A 20,330-nucleotide genomic window follows, 5' to 3' on the forward strand; every position below is an offset into this window, starting at 1 on the left:
TACACAGATGATATCAATGATTGCCGCCATGGCAGAAAATCGCATAATTGGTGCTGATAATGATATGCCTTGGCATTTGCCAGCAGATCTAAAGCACTTCAAATCGGTTACCATGGGCAAACCTGTGCTCATGGGTAGAAAAACCTATGAGTCGATTGGAAGGGCGCTACCAGGGCGCCCAAATATTGTTATTACTGCCAATAAATCTTATGTATTACGTGATGCAACGGTTGTGACATCCATCGAGGCGGCTATGCAAGAAGCATCCGTTTTTGATGAAGTCATGATCATTGGAGGCGGAAGCATTTATAAATCGATGTTGGCACAAGCGCAAAGACTGTATTTGACCTTTATCGATTTAAAGGTTGATGGCGATACACAATTCCCAGATTATGAAGCAAACGCTAATTGGATTGAGCTGGCCCGAGAAACTCACCAAAAAGACGATAAAAACCCACATGATTACACCTTTGTTACGCTTGAACGTGCTTAAGCTTTTTGGTTAATGAAACACTATATACATACCCGTAGACCGCACTAAAAAAAATCGACGGTGCCACTGTTAGCCATAAATTAGGCGTCATAAAAGCAATATTCACTCCTATTACAAACACACTCTGCACTGCAATTGCCGGTAATGGCGTTATCAACATGCCGGGTATACAACTTCCTTTGCGGGCATGTTCAATATTTAGCAAAGACGCTTCAAAGGCTTTGCTTGTTGCACATTCTTTGCTAAAAAAACTAGGTTTTGCCAGTGTCGGAATAACAAATGGAAGGCAATATTGTTCATTTCTAAAAACTTTATGACAAAGCTCCAGTACAAAGGTGAATATAAGTGTAATACCACCGCTGTAAGTACCTTGCACTAATGCCGCTTTATAAAGAATGTTGGTGTCATCAGTGACTAAACTGTTAGCGTAGTAAGCCCACGCAGCATAAAAAAAGAAAGCAATGAGACCAGATATAGCGAGTCGTACGAAAGCAAAAATCATGAGTTTAGTTTTTATTACCCTTGGTATGTGAATAGTGACTCTATATCAAGACCATGATGACGTAAAACATCTTTCAAACGTTTTAATGCTTCAACTTGAATTTGCCTAACTCGCTCTCTCGTTAAGCCTATTTCAATGCCTACATCTTCTAAGGTTGCTGGCTCATGGCCGAGTAAACCAAATCGTCTTGCTAATACTTCTGTTTGTTTTGGGTTGAGCTGTTCTAACCATTTTATAATGTGCAGTTTCATATCACTAGTTTGTAGTTGATTTTCTGGTTCGGTGCCGCGCTCATCCGCAATAATGTCAAGTAGTGCTTTATTCTCATCGTCACCGCCAATAGGTGTGTCGACGGAATTAATTCGTTCGTTCAATTTTAGCATTTTTTGAACGCTAGCCACTGGTTCACCTGTAGCCTCAGCAATTTCTTCTGCTGTGGGTTCATGGTCAAGTTTTTGAGAGAGCTTTCTAGCAGTTCGTAAATATAAGTTAAGCTCTTTAACTATATGGATCGGTAACCGAATAGTGCGCGTTTGGTTCATCAACGCGCGCTCAATAGTTTGACGTATCCACCAAGTTGCGTAGGTTGAAAAACGGAAACCGCGTTCAGGATCAAATTTTTCAACAGCACGAATTAGACCTAAGTTACCTTCTTCAATCAAATCTAGTAAGGCCAAGCCTCGATTGTTATAGCGACGAGCAATTTTAACCACTAGGCGCAAGTTACTAACAATCATTCGTTCTCGAGATTTTTCGTTACCCTTCAACGCTTCACGCGAAAATTTAACCTCTTCCTCAGCTGTCAGTAAGGGTGAAAAGCCAATTTCTCCCAAATATATTTGGGTAGCATCAAGCTGTTTAGTGCTGACGTCTAAGACATCAGTTTGTGCTTTTGGGGCTGTAGTTTTGCCAATCTGTTTTGTGGTCATGATTCACCCCTATCAACTTTGTAATGTTAATTTAGTGAGAGGTCGAACAGCGGATCCTACTATGGATGAGCCAATACAGGAATTATTTTTTTGGTAAGAATTTGAAGGGATCAAGCGACTTCCCTTTACGCCTGATTTCAAAATGCAGCATAACATCGCTGGAACCAGTGCGACCCATTGTTGCAATTTTTTGTCCTTGCTTAACATAACGTTGCTCGCTAACTAAAATCGTATCGTTGTGCGCATAGGCGCTTAATAAATTATTATCGTGCTTAATAATTACCAGATTTCCATATCCCTTTAACGCATTACCTGCATAAACAACTTTACCACTTGCAGCTGCATATATTGGGGAATACAAGTCGCCTTTTATATCAAGCCCACGGTTAGTGCCGTCACTACCGACTACCGCAGACGTTGATTTACCTGATGCGGGCCATATCCAATTTACGTCCTTATCAGGTTTATTCGACGTTTCGTGTTGTTTATATAATTTTTTTCGATGAATATTTCTTTCTCTCTCACCATACGCCTGTGTTTTAACTGGGTCAACTACAACTTTAGTAGCCCTATTTGCTTTTGACGTTATACCGTTGTTTTTATTCTTATTATATTTTGAAGATGGGGCAATTAAGGTTAAGGTTTGACCCGGATATATGCTGTATGGAGCTTGTATATTGTTATATTTAGCGATATCTCTGTAATCATTACCACTGTAAAATGCAACGGCAAAGAGAGTGTCGCCCCTTTGGACTTCATATGTCTCACCATCTATTTCAGTGAGATTATTTTGTTTCGCGACAGTGGTGTTAAGCGACATGACTGGGGCTGGCTGTGAGCGACCGCTGCATGATGCCACCAAGATGAGCGCGAAAACACAACTGCCTACTTTTGCAAGGATCAGTAATTTCCGTTTGACCAAGTAAATCATGTTTTGTGTGGTGTTCATTTGAAGCAACGTTGATAATAAGTTTCAACTATCTTCACAGCAAATCGCCTGCTACAAGAGGCACAAAACGCACTGACTCAATGGCTTTTTCGATAAACTCTTTACCTTGGCGGTCAATGCACTTCAAACTTTGTTGTTCATCGCCAACTGGAATAATTAAGCGACCACCGTCGTTAAGTTGGTCTAGTAAAGCCTGTGGCAGTTTTGTAGCTGCTGCTGTAACAATAATGCCGTCAAACGGACCTTTGCTTTGCCACCCTTGCCAGCCATCACCATGCTTCATTGAAATGTTGTGAAAGTCGAGTTGATTCATGCGACGTTTTGCTTGAAACTGCAAAGCCTTGATGCGTTCGACTGAATATATGTGCCCAAAAATACCTGCTAAAATAGCAGTTTGGTAGCCAGATCCAGTACCAATTTCTAAGATTTTCTTCGGCAGTACTGGCGCATTAAGCAATAACTCCGTCATTTTTGCCACGATATACGGTTGCGATATCGTTTGTCCTTGTCCAATAGGCAAGGCTGTATTTTGATAAGCTTTGTGTTTAAGTGCGTCTGGAATAAAAATTTCGCGGGGTATCTTAGCAATAGCAGTTAATACTCTATTGTCCGTTACGCCTTCTTGTTCTAACAGTTGCGCGAGTTGTAAACCCTTGCGAGATGATATTGCCATTTTTATTCCTAGTTCATGGTTTCTTTGGTATTCAACCAAGCGTTCATTTTGCTTACTTTCTGATGCACTGTCATATCCACAGACAGTGGCGTTACAGAACAGTAATTGTTATTTACTGCGTCAAAGTCAGTGCCTTCACCCGCATCCTGCTCACTACCCAGTTTGCCATACCAATATATGGTTCTGCCAAATGGATCCGTACTTTCTACCATCGTTTCTGCACGATGACGTTTACCCAGCCTAGTAGCCGCTATACCTTTTATGCACTCGTAAGGAATGGCGGGCACATTTATATTTAAAATCTCGTTTTGTTCTAGGGGATGCGAAGTAAGGCGGCGAATAATATCGCAAGTCACCTTTGCAGCGGTATCGAAATGATCTTCTTTTTTGCTACAAAGTGATACAGCTATCGCCGGCAAGCCCATATGGCGACCTTCTAACGCTGCCGCTACCGTACCTGAATAAATAGTGTCATCGCCTAAATTGGGGCCGTGGTTAATGCCAGACACGACTAAATCTGGCTCCTGCAGCATGAATTTGTTAATACCCAATTGGACGCAATCTGATGGTGTCCCATTCACCGCATAGAAGCCATTCGGCATTTTCTCAATGCGCAACGGCGAGTGCAGTGACAGTGCGTTACTCATTCCGCTGCAGTTGCGGTCAGGGGCAATCACGGTGACATCATGTTCTTTTGACAAGTGCTCAAAAAGTACCGCTATTCCTACGGCATTTACACCGTCATCATTGCTCAATAATATGTTCATGTGTTGTTCGCCTTTTTGCTAGTTGCCCGCGCAGCGGTTTCATAGTCACAATACTGTGATGCAAGAACATGCTTTGATAGCAAGTTAGTCGGGTATTTATGTAAGCAATAATTAATCATAAATTGCTCAAACATCCACCAGTTCTCTTACAATCGAGGTTGCAAAACAGCCCGCAGGAAGGGAAAACTGCATCATTAAATTATTATCTTCTATTTGCCAAGTAAATCCTTGTGGAATAATACGAATAGCTCTTCTTTCTTGTTTTAAGCCTAATGAATTAAGTGTTTGGATGATGTCAGGGAATGGTGTGACACAGTTCAACTCCAAGGCTCTAGTTGTTGCCGTTGAGTGTAGTTTTCCGTCACCCCATAAAGGTGCGGTAATGTTGATATCAAATTCGGCTAATCGCTTTATTATGTCAGCATGTTCAGCTTCATCTTCGAACATAAAAAAGCTGTTTGAGCCACTTAATTGCATAGCATCGCCAAGCAACGGATGATGGAAGTTTTGTTGCACTATTCGTTGGTGAATAATTTCATTGAATAACCAGCTTCGCAATGCCGATATAGCCATGGAACGTCTATTACGATTACGGATGCTTTCACCACCTATTAGTTTTTCAGCTAAGGCAAGATTACCACCTTGTAGTAACCTAGCAGTTGCCGTTACTTGCTCGGTATCTTTTGCTGTTAGTCTAATTTCGCCAAAACGTTGGCTGCCGTAATAATTGGGTGCCCCTTGGTGTTTTATAAGTTCTAGGCGTTGTTCCAATGCGCAGATATCAAATTCAGCATAATCCTTCGATGTCGATGTTAAGTTTCGCAATGTAATTTCGAATTTATTGCCTTTGAGCACGCCAACACGCAACTTTCGATCGTTGCGTGTGACCTGTAAAATTTTTGCACCTTGAAGTTCAAAGTCATCCCAATTAGGTTCTTTTTTGTTGGCAATATGAACCCCAAACCATTGTCGAGTTAATGCGAATTTGTCTTTTCTGCCAGCGTAGGTAATATCGCGCAAGTGCAGTTTACTATATCTTGCGAGCGACTCAGCGACAAAGGCGGTGTTTAGGTTAGCCTTCTCCAACCATAAGAAAATGTGCTCACCTTCACCGCTGGGCTCAAATCCGAGTTGTTCCTCGACGATGAAATCGTGCAGTTCTTGCTTGAGCGTGGCGCTGCCTAGTGCGTCACCATACAATCTAGACCAATGCGAAATCGATAATGACATTCAGTTATCTGCGCGGACATATGAGTACGACAGCGTGGCATGCAATGCCTTCTTCTCGTCCTACAAAGCCAAGTCCTTCAGTTGTCGTTGCTTTGATGCTGATATCCTTTACCGAAACGCCCATGGCGTCAGAGATTGCTTCGCGCATAAAGTTAATGTGAGGTGCCATTTTTGGTGCTTGAGCTTCAATCGTAATATCGGCATTGCTTAGCATATAGCCTAAATCTTGAATGCGTTGGTAAACCTGCCTTAATAGTTCTAGGCTGCTAATGTTCTCGTAACTTTTGTCAGTGTCTGGGAAGTGATGTCCAATGTCACCTAATGCTAATGACCCGAGAAGCGCATCGCATAATGCATGTAAAGCAACATCGCCATCGGAGTGAGCAATTAAGCCGCGTTCATGGACTATGCAGATACCACCAATAGTTATTGGACCCATTCCACCAAACTTGTGTACATCGTAACCATGACCTATACGGAACATAGAGTACCTCCTTGCTAATTATTTTTATTATTGTTTGTAAATGTATCATTGGTTAAATAAAACGCGGCTAATGCTAAATCGCATGAGCGGGTTATTTTTATGTTGGTACTGCGTCCTTCAATGAGTTTTACACTCGCCTTGATATGCTCCATTGCTGAAGCTTCATCGGTAATATCAATGTTATTATGTTGCGCGAGTTCAATCGCATTTATTAACTTTTTCAGTGGAAAAAACTGTGGTGTTTGAGCTTGCCAAAGCTGAGTGCGTTCGACTGTTTCTTCAATTTCAGCTATTGGACTATTTTTATTTGAAAAAGCTCGTTTTATAGTATCCGTAACAGGGACGGCCAATATAGCGCCATCACAAGTGTTTATACTGGCGAATAAATCATCGAGTTCTGCATGAGTTACACAAGGCCTTGCCGCATCATGCACTAATATCCACGAATTTGTATTTACTATTGGCTCGGTTAAGCAATGCAGCAAACCGCTTAACACTGAATCAACTCTTTGGATCCCGCCAGTAACGGTCTCAATTAACGGGTTTTGAGATACTTTTAACGATTTAAAAATAGTGTCTTGCGGATGTAAAACGACAACAATTCGTTGAATTTGATGGTGGGACAGCAATGCATCGAGCGTATGCTCGATAACAGTTTGATTGCCAATGGTAAGATATTGCTTTGCCACCGATGACTTCATTCTACTGCCAATACCGGCAGCAGCAACAACGGCTACAAATTTTTCTACTGCTGTCAAAATTACTTCTCTGGGGGTAAAATTCGGTAAAAAGTCTCGCCGTCTTTAATCAGACCTAGTTCGTTACGTGCTCTTTCTTCAATAGATTCTAAACCCAGTTGAAGGTCCCTAATATCAGCCTTGAGAAGCGCATTACGCTGTTTTAGATTCGCGTTTTGTTTTTGCAATTCTTCTACTTCTGATTTCATCAGGTTGTAATCGGCGATGCTATTCTTGCCAAACCATAGGCGAGCCTGCAGTAAACCCAGCAGGGCAATCAATATGACGAGTATCCATCTATTGCGCATAGCTCATTCCTTATTGGCTTTGTTTTTATTGGTTGCCAAGCAACTTACCGCTAAGTTTATTTAATAATTTATTTTTTTTGTTGTCTATTGCATTTGTCATCTGTGATTTTAATAGCTCATTTAGGCTGTCAGTATTACCTTGCACCGCACTTAGCAGAGCATCAACGGAAGCTAGTTGTTGCTCCGACTGTCCTAATTGTTCAGCCACTTTTGCATTTAATTTAATTTTTAGCTCACTTAGTTTACCAGAACTATCGCCAGTCAGGCCACTAGAAAGCGCTTGTCGTATTTTTTTGTCCAAATCTGATTTTATTTTAATGGATGGGTTAGTAAGGCTACCAGAAAAATCAGTGCTCAATTTTAGCTCAGACAAGCCTGAAATTATTTCAGCCATCGCATTTGTTAAATCATTTTCACCTGTTGCTTTTAACTCCAAGACACTGAGATCGAATACCGACGAACCAGACAGCTTGCCATCGACTATGTTTAATTCACCTGTGCTAGCAAGTAAACCCGACTCTAGTAATGCATTTAGTTTTTGCTTTGACTGTTCTGGTATTAATTCAATTGCATCTAATACTAAGCCTTTAATATCCCAGTTTTGGACTGAATTTACCCTGCCTTCAATAATTTCAAAAGTACCGTTTAGGTCAATATTATGCCAATTTTTAGCCTTACTTGAATTGACTAAAAACATAGTTGGTTTGCCTATAAGCGCATGTTGATCTGTTATATTTTGCCACTCGGTTTGAATGTTTTGATCTTGCCATTTAATGTTCACAGCCGCTTTCTTGATCCAAACATTGGGTAAGCCATCATCCGCTGTAGTTTGTTCAATAATAAGATCATCGGAATTGTTAGACAGTATATCCATGACAACTAACAGACCTTTAGTGTAAATTTTAGCCTTTTCACCGAATAAGTGCTGGGTTACTTTGCCAATAGCATCTTCGTCTCCGGCAATTAGGCCTTTGAGCAGGACAACGTCTTCTTGAGGTGCGGTTTTTAATGCAGATACTGAATTTACTGAAGCGGCTTGGGCCTCTTCCGCTAGGTCGACAAATGCTGACATGTTTGCTCTGTCTTTTGTCATTGTTTCTTTGATGTCATCAAATTCTTTTTTTGCTGCAATCAAATTAGCTGGGTTTTTATAGTCAGTTTCTTTTAGGACTTTAAGACGCTCTTTATAAACCGTTAATTTCTCTTTGCTAGGTAAAGCGGCATACTTATCTTGAAGGGCTTGTTCGTATTGTTGAACTACTTTTTTTGCGTCAGCAACGGCGGCGGTGGTCTTTAATGGTGATTTTTCTAATATCTCATCGACGCTTGGTAAGTCTGCCAAGGTTGGGAAGGCAAAACTTGAGGCTTGAATATCAGGTTGAACATAAATTGCACCGGCGTTGTCGCGTTTGGTATCAAACTCAACATCTTGCACATTGAGTTCATCAATAATGAGTTTTTTGCTTAATAAGGGCATAAAATTAACATTGCCTTTGAGCATCCCAATGTCAATCTTATTGTGAATAGGATTTCGGTTATCAGTGGCTTGCAGTCGAGTTAGAGTTAAACCAAATGGAAAAAGGCTATGCTTGACGGCGTCGATATTTACCTCTGCACCAGATGCATGACCAAGTGCATTTTGCGCAAGCGTTTTTAACAAGGTATTGGCAAATAATAAATATAACGCGGCGATAATAGCAATCGTTCCTAGGGGAATCGAAATCCAAAGAGATATTCTGCCGTGCTGCGCTGCTGGCATTTTTGACGGGAAACGATGCCTAAACATAAAATAATCCTTGTAACGCTTATAAATATTGTCGTTTGCACTTGACTAAAGCAAAGACCAAAAAGAAGCCGCTTAGTGCGATGAAGAGCCTTTAATCAATATGTTGCGAATAATTATAGCTGATAAGCAGGCAACAACCAATGAAAACGCGGTTTTGTTTATGCGTTTTTGGTTAAAAATTAGGGTGTTATATACGCTGTGTAAATGCTTGTAAAATTAGTTGATAAAACCAAGTAAAGTTTTTGCTCACAAAGGTAGTTTTTCATTGCAATTAGGCTTATCGTACGCGAACTTTTTAAGCTGCAAAATTAGGGCAGCATCAGCACAAAAAGATAGCGCTAAAAATAGTGTTAAAAAGAGTGCAAAATACAACTGTGAGGCAAGCCAATGTTAGTGAACAATACAATCAATAATACCTGTCCGATCCGGCAGAAAATACGCGAGTTTTACCGTATCGGTGAATCAGAGGCTATTGATCATATTTTACCTGAAGCAGAAGTGAATATGGCTGCTCGGTCACGTGCATGGGAACGCGCTAGGACCATGGTTTTACAAATTCGCCGCGAGCAAGAAGGTCACGGTGGTGTCGATGCGCTATTAAACGAATTTTCGCTGTCAACAGCGGAAGGGATCGTATTGATGTGTTTAGCCGAAGCGCTGTTGCGTGTACCTGATAAACACACGCAAGAAGAGCTTATTCGAGACAAACTTTCAAAAGGAGAATGGACACCTCACTTAGGTAATAGCGATTCATTATTCGTTAACGCTTCTGCTTGGGGATTATTGTTAACCGGTAATATGGTTAACTACGCAGATAAACGCAAATCTGAGCAGTTCGGATTACTCAAAAAGACCATGGGCCGTTTAGGTGAGCCGGTTATCCGCCGAGCAATGAAAATTGCAATGAAAGTGATGGGTCGCCAATTTGTTATGGGCGAACGTATCGAAGATGCTGTTGAAAGAGCGGCGAAAAAAGAAACCCAAGGTTATGTCTATTCCTATGACATGTTAGGTGAAGGTGCCAGAACAGGTAAGGATGCAGAGCGCTATTATCAAGCTTATGTAAAAGCTATTGAAGTAATTGGTAAAGCGGCAAAGGGACGCGGACCGCGCAAGAGTCCGGGGATTTCCGTCAAGCTTTCAGCTATTCATCCGCGCTATGATTTTGCTAAATATGATCGCGTTATGGAAGAAATTCCTGCAAAACTAAAAACCTTATGCTTAATGGCGAAGAAGTATGACATTGGTTTAACGGTCGATGCTGAAGAGTCTGAGCGACTTGACATATCCCTGGATATTATTGAAAAAGTATTTAGCGATCCCGATTTAGACGGTTGGCACGGTTTTGGTTTAGCCGTTCAGTCATATCAAAAGCGCGCTATTTTTGTGATCGAATGGTTACGCGAATTGACACTTAAAGTGGGCCGTAAAATGATGGTTCGCTTGGTTAAAGGCGCGTATTGGGATACCGAAATAAAGCACACTCAACAAGGTGGTTTTGACGATTTCCCCGTGTTCACTCGTAAAACCTCTACCGATGTTTCTTATCACGCGTGTGCAAATAGAATGTTGGCATATCGCGACAGTATCTACCCGCAGTTTGCGACTCACAACGCTTATACTGCGTCAGTTATTATTGAGCTTGCAGGTGACGATAAAGAAGGCTTTGAATTTCAGTGCTTACATGGAATGGGCGACTCTTTATACGATCAAGTGGTGACTAAAGATAAGATCCAATGTCGAGTTTATGCACCGGTTGGTGTTCATGAAGAATTGTTGGCTTATTTGGTTCGTCGTTTATTAGAAAATGGAGCCAATTCATCGTTCGTCAATGCGATAGTCGATGACAGCCTGCAAGTTGAATCACTATTGGAGGATCCAGTAGAGCGCACACAGCGTTTGCAGGTGCGGGAAAACAAACAAATTGTTATGCCAGTTGATTTATATGCGCCAAGCAGAGCAAATGCCCGCGGCTTTGACATCTATGATTTGAACGCGACTCTGGATTTATCTCTGAGATTAGAGAGATGGTTTGAAGAGCATGTAAAAGCACTCGGTAATGTTGGTGAGGTTGAAAATCAGATCATCGTGCGCAACCCAGCTTTATTGAGCGAGATCGTAGGAACGCATCAGTTTCATAGTAAAGCAGATATGCTAGCTATGCTTGAACGCACAACCAAAGCGTCAGAGTCTTGGTCGAAAGAGCCGGTGGAAGACCGGGCCGACCTATTAATGCGTATCGCTGGCATTCTTGAACGTCATATGGACGAGTTAATTGGCTTGTGCATAAAAGAAGCGGGTAAGGTTACCTCAGATAGTATTGATGAAGTTCGAGAGGCTGTGGATTTTTGCCGTTACTATGCAGTTGAAGCTAAACGACTTGATCCTGGCAACCGTTTGCAATCGCGCGGAGTGGTCCTTTGTATAAGCCCTTGGAATTTCCCTTTGGCTATTTTTATGGGACAAATAGCAGCAGCGTTAGTTGCCGGAAATACCGTCATCGCCAAACCAGCAGAGCAAACTAGTTTAATTGCTAAACGTGCCTTGGAATTGATGATATCTGTCGGTTTGCCTGAAGATACAGTCAATATAGTTATTGCTAACGGCCCTGATGTTGGCGATGTACTTTTACCTGACGAGCGCATTCAATGCGTCATGTTCACCGGCTCAACGCAAACAGGATCGCTAATATCACAAATATTAGCGGCTCGTGGCACGGAACAGGTTCCGCTGATTGCAGAAACTGGCGGTCAAAATTGCATGATTGTTGACTCAACTGCGCTTCCTGAACAAGTAGTAGATGATGTCGTCATTTCTGGTTTCCTGAGTGCCGGTCAGCGTTGCTCAGCCTTACGAGTATTGTTTGTGCAAGAGGATATCGCTGATGTCGTGAGCGAAATGATTGTTGGTGCTATGAAAGAATTATCACTGGGTGACCCTGCATTTTTGTCCACAGATATTGGACCAGTCATTGATAAAAAAGCATTGAAAGCACTCAACGATCATGTCGAATACATGCAAGAAAATGGAAAGTTATTGCACAAATGTGAGTTACCTGCAAACGACGGTAACTTCTTTGCGCCGCACTTTTTTGAAATAGACAATATTGACGTGTTGAAAAAAGAAGTCTTTGGACCTTGTGTGCATTTGGTCCGCTTTAAAGGTAAAGAAATAGACAAAGTCATACAGCAAATCAATAGCACAGGTTTTGGTCTGACGATGGGCATCCACTCGCGCATTGAAGAGCGTGCTATCGAATTGGCGCATCTTTCTAGAGCAGGTAACGTATACATCAATCGCAACATGATTGGCGCTATTGTTGGCGTTCAGCCATTCGGCGGACGAGGATTGTCAGGCACTGGCCCTAAAGCCGGTGGTCCGAACTATTTACCGCGTTTGATGAAAGAAAGGGCGACACCTAAAGTGGCATCGCAAGTTGAAAATTATGCTGATGATAAAGCAATTCAAAGCGATGCAACTGCGGTAACTGAAGCTAACAACTTGATGGACTCGGCATTGGCTGTTGAAAACCAGTGGCGCTTAACACCACTGATCAGTCGTATTTCGTTTGTACGTCAATTATTAGCAAAAATTGCTAATGTTGAAATTGTTGAAGAACTCGCTGAGGACTTAAATCAAACATTAGCGACAGCTAGAACCCAGCTGATTGCTATTGAGCGTCGGTTGCGCGCACCTATTCACTTGCCGGGTCCTACTGGAGAATCGAATACCTTGCATTTGGAACCTCGAGGAGTGTTAGTGTGTTTCGCCGATAAAGACGTAACCTTTGAGTACTGGATGTTGTCGATTGTAACTGCATTAGCAACGGGTAATTTAGTTATTTCGGTGGTTTCAGACTTGTTCTATGAAGAGGCTCTGACATTCAAAGAAAAATTAGCAAGCACGGGAGCGCCAAATTCAGTTTTCCAAGTGGCAAATTTGTGTCACCTGGAAGCTTTATTGATGAATAAGGGTTTGACAGGAGTTGTGGTGGATAGTCGGACGGACCGAAGTGCCTATATTTCTGCGAAATTAGCAGAGAGACAGGGTGCAATATTACCGGTTATTACGGCCGAATATAATGACAATTTGATTCAGCGCTTGGTTACTGAAAAGACAATTAGTATTGATACCACGGCATCAGGCGGGAATACGTCGTTGATGACACTGGTTGAAGACGACGATTAAAAGTCAGGCATAATAAGTTGAGCAGGGTAAAACCTGCTCATTCTTTACGGTAATGTTTACATTAAAAGGTAGCAGGTTGAGTTCATTATATCACTGCAGTCCTTTGTGTGCTGGCATGGAAAGCTTGGTCACTATTGCGATCGCACGCACGGTAAATGCAACAACGCAGCCAAGTCCTATGGCGTAAAAATCAATTATGCCTAGCAAGCCATAACAAACACAGAAAGTAATTGCGCCGCACAACGAGGCCGTGATGTAAATTTCTTTCTGAAAGACGACAGGAACATCATTTAGGATAACGTCGCGAATGATTCCGCCTAAACAGGCACTAAACACGCCCATTATAACGGCAACTGGAATTTCGGCTCCTAAGCTCAATGCCTTTTCGGCGCCCAAAACACTGAATAATGCCATGCCCACAGCATCAGCCCACAGTAATGCGTTTGATTTACGAGATATTTGCTGGGCGGCGAAATAGGTGATGACAGCAGAAATACTGCATATGACAACATAATACCAATCGACTAACCAAAAGACAGGTACGTCTAATATAACGTCGCGCAAGGTGCCTCCACCGATACCTGTGACATTGCCAATAAAAACAAACCCCACCCAGTCCATTTTTTTCTTAGCCGCCAATAATGCACCAGAAATAGCAAATGCGGCGGTTCCAGCAATATTGATGACCAGCAAAAACGTTAGCATTTATCAACCTTATATAAGTTTTTAATTTTGTGTGATGAAAGCAGCATCGCCTCTGCTTGAATTAGCTTAGGGATTTGATTGACCTTTTTTGCGCCCAAATAGACCCAATAAGTAACCAATGGTAACACTAATCAATGCCAGTACGGGGCCGCGTGTAAACCATAGCATTTGGTTGTTACGCTGTTTTTTAGTTATGCGTTTTTCTAGTTCAGCATTTTGTTCAAGGATTTTAGTTGATTTTCTGTTCAGTGCTAGTTGCTTTTGTTCAGACTGAGCGATTAAATAAGGAGGGAAAAGAGAGAGGAAAATAAATAAAATCAAAAAGCGCATGTTGGCCTCAGTGTTAAAAAAACGAATGGCGGATTTTAGGTGGTCTACTGTCATTTCACAAGGCTATATTTTATAGCGCTGTATTTCACGATAGTCTATTTGTTGCCATCTATGTTGAAAGATTTGCGAACACAAGCATTCGGCGATATTGTAAAGAGATACTCGAAACCCTCCTTTTTATTAGCAAGTTGAGACCATGGAAATTGAATTAAAACTCGTTGCAGACCAAGATGCACTCACCAGCTTTGAGCAAACGCTGTTGCCGAAGTTAAAAGGTGAGGTGAAGCGCAGTTCTTTTGACGTCTTTAATGATTATTATGACACCCCAGAGCAATTCTTGGGCAAGCGTAAAATGGGTTTTCGTATTCGTCGAGTTAATGACCGTATTGAACAGACATTAAAAACTCAAGGTAAGGTTAAAGGGGGGTTACACGAACGTCCCGAATACAATATCGATTTAGACAAGGCACATCCAGATTTAGAAAGGTTTGACTCTGAAATATGGGATAAAGATATTAATGTCCAAGAGGTAAACCGACAACTACAAGTGCAATTTTCAACCCATTTTCATCGCGTCACTTTTGATATTGTGGATGGTAAAAATCACCTAGAACTGGTATTTGATAGTGGCGAAGTCAAACACCCCTTGGGGTCACTACCGATTGGTGAAATTGAGATTGAATTAAAAGCAGGTACGCCCACCGCATTGTTCGATTTGGCCGATGAAATAAGCAAAGTCACTCCTGTTCGTTTAAGTAATATAACGAAAGCTGCACGTGGCTATCAATTAATGAATGGCAGTATTTTAGACTCATTTGAGCTTCCTACGTTCTTAGACTTAGACGCTGAAGATAGCACCGAAGATGGCTTATGCAAGGCTATTGATTGCGCGTTGTCGCATTGGCAGCATCATGAGTATGTATATTTGCAATCGGGTCATACTGGCGCATTGAAAGAAATAGCGCAAAGCGTTCGACTGCTATTACAAGGTGTGTCTTTGTACTTGCCAGTGCTGCAATGTCAGGAACTACTTAACTTACATAAGCAACTTCTTGTTTTATCTGAGCAATGGTCGTGGCAAGATGACTTGCAATGCATTCGTAAATTGCGCTCTAATAAAGGTCCATTTAGTCGCAGAATACCCAAAAATCAAGCGTTGATGGGTTACCTCAATGGTCGCCGCGAAGGTTTGTTAACAGTGCGATCACCAGAACAATTATTAGTCTCTATGGAAAGCAGTCAAGTGCAACTGGGAGCATCAAGATTACTGATTGAAAAACCATGGAGAGCACAAGCAACAGGTCATCAAATTCCGGTGTTAAAGCATGCCAAAGGTTGGTTGTCACAAGGTTGGCAGACTGTCATGCAGAGCTTACCATCAAAAGTTGAAATGCATTACACCAAGTACATTGCACTGGAAGTGCTGTTGCGCCAGACACTGTTCAATGGATTCCTGCTTGCTGATTTGTTTACCGAGAGCCGAGATAAATTTAGAGCGCCTTGGTTGGATTTAGTTGAAGGCATTGATGAGATCAAAGCGCTGATGTTTTTGCGAAGTGTATTGAAGGAAGTCGATATTGAAGATGCGGAAGACTTAGATAATTGGATTAACGATAAATTGACCAGTGTTATTACTGTGATGGAAAAGAGTCGCAAAGTGGCGATGAGTGCTGAGATATATTGGTAACATGTCTATCGAATTTAGAGGAGATGAGGTTTTCGGTCATATTTTCCTTGAATTATACCTAATCTATAACCATATCGATCTGTATAGCGACAGCAACTGTAACTATTGAACTAACATCATGTTTATTGATCAGTTTTGAGGCGGTATTGTAAACTTGCTCGACTTTACGGGGGCAGCTGCTTGTAATTTTAGGCACTAAACTGGCTAATCGATTTAACTGGTTAACAGAATCGATTTTATTCAATTTATTTATTTACGGAAAACGCTTATCTTAATACCAAGCAAAACGTTAAGCGTTTTATTAGCAATCTTTAATCAGTTAAATTAAGAGGAAACAAACAATGACAATGATCAACAAATCAATCCCTGAATTTTCGGTAGAAGCTTTTCACGATGGTGAATTTAAAACTATCACTAGCGAAGATGTAAAAGGGAAGTGGTCTATCTTCGTATTCTACCCAGCGGATTTCACCTTTGTATGTCCAACAGAATTAGAAGACATGGCTAAAAAGCATGATGAACTAATAGCGCTTGGAGTCGAAGTTTACTCTGTATCAACGGACTCACATTTTGTGCATAAAGCATGGCACGACACAAGTGATGCAATTGGCAACGTTAAGTACCCTATGCTTGCTGACTCAACAGGCGCCCTGACTCGTGCATTTGATATTATGATAGAAGCAGAAGGTCGTGCTTTACGTGGTACTTTCCTAGCAAATCCAGACGGCATTATTAAGGTTGAAGAAGTTCATGACTTGGGTATCGGTCGTTCAGCAGCTGACATGGTTCGTAAAGTTAAGGCAGCTCAGTATGTTGCTAACAACGACGGTGAAGTTTGCCCAGCAGCTTGGGAACAAGGTCAAGCGACTTTGACGCCAAGTTTTGACCTTGTTGGTAAGATCTAAGCTTAGTTAAAAAATATGTTTGGGGAGCGCTCGCTCCCCAATATTTAGGCTGCTGCGTAATGAGTGACACACAAAGTACGTAAAAGCTATAACGACAGCTTTTAGAGATGACAACATGCTTAAAAGCAAAATATTGAAAACAAGAATTTGAAAGCAGAGGCTTTCACCCTTTACTTATCTCAACTATCAAACTTAAAAGGATATAGTTCATTAATTGAGCTGGGTTTTATATAATCTTTTTTTGATGAATTACCCTACAAGTAAATGGTGAAGCCCTTTGCTACAACCCATTTAAAGTGAAAGGAAAAAACAATGTTAACTCCAGATATATTAACTGCTTTAGCGCAATACACTAAAGACATGCAACACAACGTTACTTTAGTAATGCAAACTGGTGAGCACGCGAAGCGAGCAGAACTCAAAGAAATGCTAAGCCAATTTGCGTCTATATCAGATAAGATTACGCTTCAAGAGCGAGACGACGCAATACGTTTTCGCAGCCCAGTGAGCTTCGGTTTAGAAGTTAATGGTAAGCCCAGCGGCATCACCTTTTCAGGCGTTCCAGGTGGACATGAGTTTAACTCATTTGTTTTAGCCGTATTGCAAGCAGGTGGTGTAAAACTAAAGCTTGATGAAAATGTTCAAAGCATGATTAAGAAAGTGGTCAATCCACTTAAGTTTCAGGTTTACATTAGCTTAAGTTGCCATGCATGCCCAGACGTAGTGCAAGCAATGAATCAATTTGCGTTGTTGAACGACAATATTGAATCTGAAATGATAGATGGTAGCGTTTATCCAGATTTAGTCGAACAAAATGGTATTCAAGGTGTACCTACTGTTTTTATGAATGGCAAAGTGTTTGCGACAGGTCAGATAGACACCGCAAAACTGATCGACAAATTAACACAGTCTCAACCTGAAATGCTGCAAGCCAATGACAATGTTGAGCAGCTTCCACTGCAAGATGTTACCGTTATTGGTGGCGGTCCAGCAGGTGTCGCTGCTGCTATTTATTCAGCACGTAAAGGGCTGAAAGTGACCATTATCGCGGACCGTTTTGGTGGTCAAGTGAAAGACACTATGGGAATTGAAAATTTGATTTCCGTTTCAAAAACTACAGGCCCTCAATTAACAACATCATTGATGGAGCATTTGAATGACTACGAAGTGACAATACGTGAGCATTTCCGTGTCGATAAAATTGAGAAAGGTGATATTAAAACGCTGACATTAACGTCAGGTGAAGTGATTGAAACTAAAACGATTATAATTGCCACCGGTGCTAACTGGAGAGAGTTAGGTGTACCTGGCGAAAAAGAGAATATTGGTAATGGTGTTGCCTATTGCCCGCATTGCGATGGTCCTTTCTATAAGGGTAAAGACGTTGCTGTGATTGGCGGTGGTAACTCAGGTGTTGAAGCAGCGCTTGATCTATCAGGCATTGTAAAGTCAGTCACCGTGTTTGAGTTCATGCCAGAATTGAAGGCAGACCAAGTGTTGATTGATCAAGTAAATGCAAGGGATAACATCAAGATTGTTAGAAATGCAGCAACCAAAGAAATCCATGCAAAAGATGGCAAAGTCAACGCCATTGAATATATTGACCGTGCAACCAACGAAGCGCACATACAAACTTTGCAAGGTGTGTTTGTACAAATTGGCTTGGTACCAAATAGTTCGGTGCTAAAAGGTGTTGTTGATTTAACTAAACATGGCGAAGTCATCATTAATGAGAAAAGCCAAACCAGTGAAGCCGGTATTTATGCTTGTGGTGACGTTACAACGGTACCTTACAAGCAAATTGTGATTGCAATGGGTGAAGGAGCGAAGGCATCGTTGGCGGCTTACGATTACATCTTAATGAGCAAACCGGTTAACAAAACTGTGTCTGTAGCCGCTTAGTAACTGCTGTTGAGTTAGTTGGCTAGAAAAATTAAAAAGGCGCTGTGATCAACTCAAGCGCCTTTTCTTTGTCTAAAAACTATCTACATCATTATCTAAAAATTGTCTAAGTAGTTCTCTGGAATGCTTTCTATTTTGGCAACGCCAGAGGCGATAGCCGCTTTTGCAACTGCTGTCGCAATGCGTTTGCAAAGTCTAGGGTCCATTGGTTTAGGAATAATATAATGCTTACCGAAAATGAGCGACTTTGATTGGCTAGCAATCAACACCTTTTCAGGCACCGGTTCTTTTGAAATACTTCTCAATGCTTCAACTGCAGCCACTTTCATTTCATCATTAATAACAGATGCTCTTACATCTAAAGCGCCTCTAAAAATAAACGGAAAACAAAGAACGTTGTTCACTTGATTTGGGTAGTCAGAGCGTCCCGTCGCCATAATTAAATCATCGCGCACAGCATGCGCTAACTCCGGTTTAATTTCAGGGTCGGGGTTGGAGCAAGCAAATACCACTGGGTTCGGTGCCATCAGTCTAAGGGCTTCAGGCGGGAGCAGATCAGGACCACTTAATCCTAAAAAGACATCAGCTCCTTCCAGCACATCTTCTAATGTGCGTTTGTCAGTATTATTGGCAAATAAAGCTTTGTGCGGTGTTAGCTCCTCTCGTCTTGTATGGATTACGCCTTTGCGGTCAAGCATGTAGATTTTTTCACGCATAGCACCGCATTTAATGAGTAATTCCATACAAGCGACAGCAGCAGCCCCAGCACCTAAACAAACAAATATAGCTTCGCCTATTTTTTTGCCTTGTATTTCAAGTGCATTCAACATGCCCGCAGTGGTCACTATTGCGGTGCCATGCTGATCATCATGAAATACAGGGATTTTACACCGCTTTATAAGTTCTTGTTCAATTTCAAAACATTCAGGCGCTTTAATGTCTTCTAAATTAATACCACCAAAGGTGTCAGCGATATTAGCGACCGTATTAATAAATTCCTCTGTGGTACGGTGTTTAACTTCGATATCAATTGAATCAATACCTGCAAAGTGCTTAAATAACAAAGCTTTGCCTTCCATCACTGGCTTGGAGGCGAGGGGACCTAAATTACCTAAGCCAAGAATTGCGGTACCATTTGTTATGACAGCGACTAAGTTGCCTTTCGCAGTATATTTATACGCAGCATTTGGATCTGCTGCAATTTCACGCACAGGTTCTGCAACACCGGGGCTATATGCGAGTGCTAAGTCGGTAACTGTGTCGGCGGAAGTGGTTAGTTCAATACTAATTTTGCCGGGCTTAGGAAATTCGTGATAATCGAGTGCTTGTTGGCGAAAATCTGGCATGTCGGTCAGGGTCCTTTCGAATATGTTTGTGATACTGTTTTGGTAAGTTTTCAAGGTTACTTACAAGCAAGATACGAATGCAGGTCAAATGTAGCACATATCGATACAAAATGAAGAGTACAAAAAGCATTAACCTATATTAAAAGGCAACTGTTAAGATCATGATTTAACGCGAATAATTTTGATTACATTGGGTATTATAATCTAATGAATATAACGAGTATGTATGTAAACCCCAATTAATATATGAATTTTTATATAGTGAAATGGCTATTGGTTTTTTAGCAGTTAAAAATATTTGTCATTAATATACACTTTAAATGCAGCTATTAGTCTGAAAGTAATTCATTTTTTAATAAAATAGCAGTGTGTTCATTGTGTCGAAAATAGTTGACGCGATAAAGCTTAA

18 protein-coding genes are annotated in these 20,330 nt (G+C 41.3%); 5 read left to right on the plus strand and 13 right to left on the minus strand.

Annotated elements, in window-relative coordinates; genetic code table 11:
* Positions 1-16: 16 nt before the first annotated feature.
* Entirely contained in the window at positions 17-493 is a 477-nt protein-coding gene (gene folA / locus G399_RS0111225; protein WP_026843663.1) for a type 3 dihydrofolate reductase, read from the plus strand.
* Here the strand turns inward: folA and G399_RS0111230 are convergent.
* From G399_RS0111230 to G399_RS0111280, 10 genes are all read right to left on the minus strand, one after another.
* A complete protein-coding gene (locus tag G399_RS0111230) occupies positions 474-995 on the minus strand; it encodes a hypothetical protein (RefSeq protein WP_006009806.1) in 522 nt (173 codons plus the stop codon). The two genes, folA and G399_RS0111230, sit on opposite strands and share 20 nt — an antisense overlap.
* 14 nt (positions 996-1,009) lie before the next feature.
* Positions 1,010-1,924, minus strand: coding sequence for an RNA polymerase sigma factor RpoS (rpoS, locus tag G399_RS0111235; RefSeq protein WP_006009805.1), 915 nt, complete (start codon positions 1,922-1,924; stop codon positions 1,010-1,012).
* 82 nt (positions 1,925-2,006) lie between these two features.
* Positions 2,007-2,873 carry a peptidoglycan DD-metalloendopeptidase family protein gene (locus G399_RS0111240; protein WP_006009803.1) on the minus strand — a complete coding sequence of 289 codons (867 nt, stop codon included), beginning with the start codon at positions 2,871-2,873 and terminating at the stop codon, positions 2,007-2,009.
* Positions 2,874-2,907: 34 nt separating this feature from the next.
* Positions 2,908-3,546: a protein-L-isoaspartate(D-aspartate) O-methyltransferase gene (locus G399_RS0111245; RefSeq protein ID WP_006009801.1), complete on the minus strand. Its 639-nt coding sequence runs from the start codon at positions 3,544-3,546 to the stop codon at positions 2,908-2,910.
* A gap of 8 nt (positions 3,547-3,554) precedes the next feature.
* Complete coding sequence (gene surE / locus G399_RS0111250) at positions 3,555-4,313, minus strand: 5'/3'-nucleotidase SurE (protein WP_006009800.1); 759 nt, start codon at positions 4,311-4,313, stop codon at positions 3,555-3,557.
* Positions 4,314-4,439: 126 nt separating this feature from the next.
* Positions 4,440-5,543, minus strand: a complete 1,104-nt coding sequence (truD, locus tag G399_RS0111260; RefSeq protein ID WP_006009798.1) for a tRNA pseudouridine(13) synthase TruD — start codon at positions 5,541-5,543, stop codon at positions 4,440-4,442.
* A 4-nt stretch (positions 5,544-5,547) separates the two neighbouring features.
* Entirely contained in the window at positions 5,548-6,027 is a 480-nt protein-coding gene (gene ispF, locus G399_RS0111265) for a 2-C-methyl-D-erythritol 2,4-cyclodiphosphate synthase (protein WP_006009797.1), read from the minus strand.
* 14 nt (positions 6,028-6,041) lie between these two features.
* Positions 6,042-6,785: a 2-C-methyl-D-erythritol 4-phosphate cytidylyltransferase gene (gene ispD / locus G399_RS0111270; protein ID WP_006009795.1), complete on the minus strand. Its 744-nt coding sequence runs from the start codon at positions 6,783-6,785 to the stop codon at positions 6,042-6,044.
* A 2-nt stretch (positions 6,786-6,787) separates the two neighbouring features.
* Positions 6,788-7,072, minus strand: coding sequence for a cell division protein FtsB (gene ftsB, locus G399_RS0111275; RefSeq protein ID WP_006009794.1), 285 nt, complete (start codon positions 7,070-7,072; stop codon positions 6,788-6,790).
* Between the two features lie 25 nt (positions 7,073-7,097).
* A complete protein-coding gene (locus G399_RS0111280; protein WP_006009792.1) occupies positions 7,098-8,858 on the minus strand; it encodes a TIGR03545 family protein in 1,761 nt (586 codons plus the stop codon).
* A gap of 387 nt (positions 8,859-9,245) precedes the next feature.
* Between G399_RS0111280 and putA the strand changes: the two genes are divergently transcribed.
* Complete coding sequence (putA, locus tag G399_RS0111290) at positions 9,246-13,046, plus strand: bifunctional proline dehydrogenase/L-glutamate gamma-semialdehyde dehydrogenase PutA (protein ID WP_006009786.1); 3,801 nt, start codon at positions 9,246-9,248, stop codon at positions 13,044-13,046.
* Between the two features lie 90 nt (positions 13,047-13,136).
* Here the strand turns inward: putA and G399_RS0111295 are convergent, their stop codons facing one another.
* Both G399_RS0111295 and G399_RS0111300 read right to left on the minus strand, forming a co-directional pair.
* Positions 13,137-13,751, minus strand: a complete 615-nt coding sequence (locus tag G399_RS0111295) for a trimeric intracellular cation channel family protein (RefSeq protein ID WP_006009785.1) — start codon at positions 13,749-13,751, stop codon at positions 13,137-13,139.
* 66 nt (positions 13,752-13,817) lie between these two features.
* Positions 13,818-14,081: a hypothetical protein gene (locus G399_RS0111300; protein WP_006009783.1), complete on the minus strand. Its 264-nt coding sequence runs from the start codon at positions 14,079-14,081 to the stop codon at positions 13,818-13,820.
* 196 nt (positions 14,082-14,277) lie between these two features.
* Between G399_RS0111300 and G399_RS0111305 the strand changes: the two genes are divergently transcribed.
* The 3 genes from G399_RS0111305 (at position 14,278) to ahpF (ending at position 18,575) form a co-directional block, all read left to right on the plus strand.
* Positions 14,278-15,768, plus strand: a complete 1,491-nt coding sequence (locus G399_RS0111305) for a CYTH domain-containing protein (protein ID WP_006009782.1) — start codon at positions 14,278-14,280, stop codon at positions 15,766-15,768.
* A gap of 341 nt (positions 15,769-16,109) precedes the next feature.
* A complete protein-coding gene (gene ahpC, locus G399_RS0111315) occupies positions 16,110-16,673 on the plus strand; it encodes an alkyl hydroperoxide reductase subunit C (protein ID WP_006009778.1) in 564 nt (187 codons plus the stop codon).
* A gap of 312 nt (positions 16,674-16,985) precedes the next feature.
* Positions 16,986-18,575, plus strand: coding sequence for an alkyl hydroperoxide reductase subunit F (gene ahpF / locus G399_RS0111320; RefSeq protein ID WP_006009776.1), 1,590 nt, complete (start codon positions 16,986-16,988; stop codon positions 18,573-18,575).
* A 95-nt stretch (positions 18,576-18,670) separates the two neighbouring features.
* Here the strand turns inward: ahpF and G399_RS0111325 are convergent, their stop codons facing one another.
* Entirely contained in the window at positions 18,671-19,921 is a 1,251-nt protein-coding gene (locus tag G399_RS0111325) for a malic enzyme-like NAD(P)-binding protein (protein WP_006009775.1), read from the minus strand.
* Positions 19,922-20,330: the final 409 nt, after the last annotated feature.

Origin of the sequence: Brumicola pallidula DSM 14239 = ACAM 615, assembly GCF_000428905.1 — a bacterium.
GTDB lineage: Bacteria > Pseudomonadota > Gammaproteobacteria > Enterobacterales > Alteromonadaceae > Glaciecola > Glaciecola pallidula.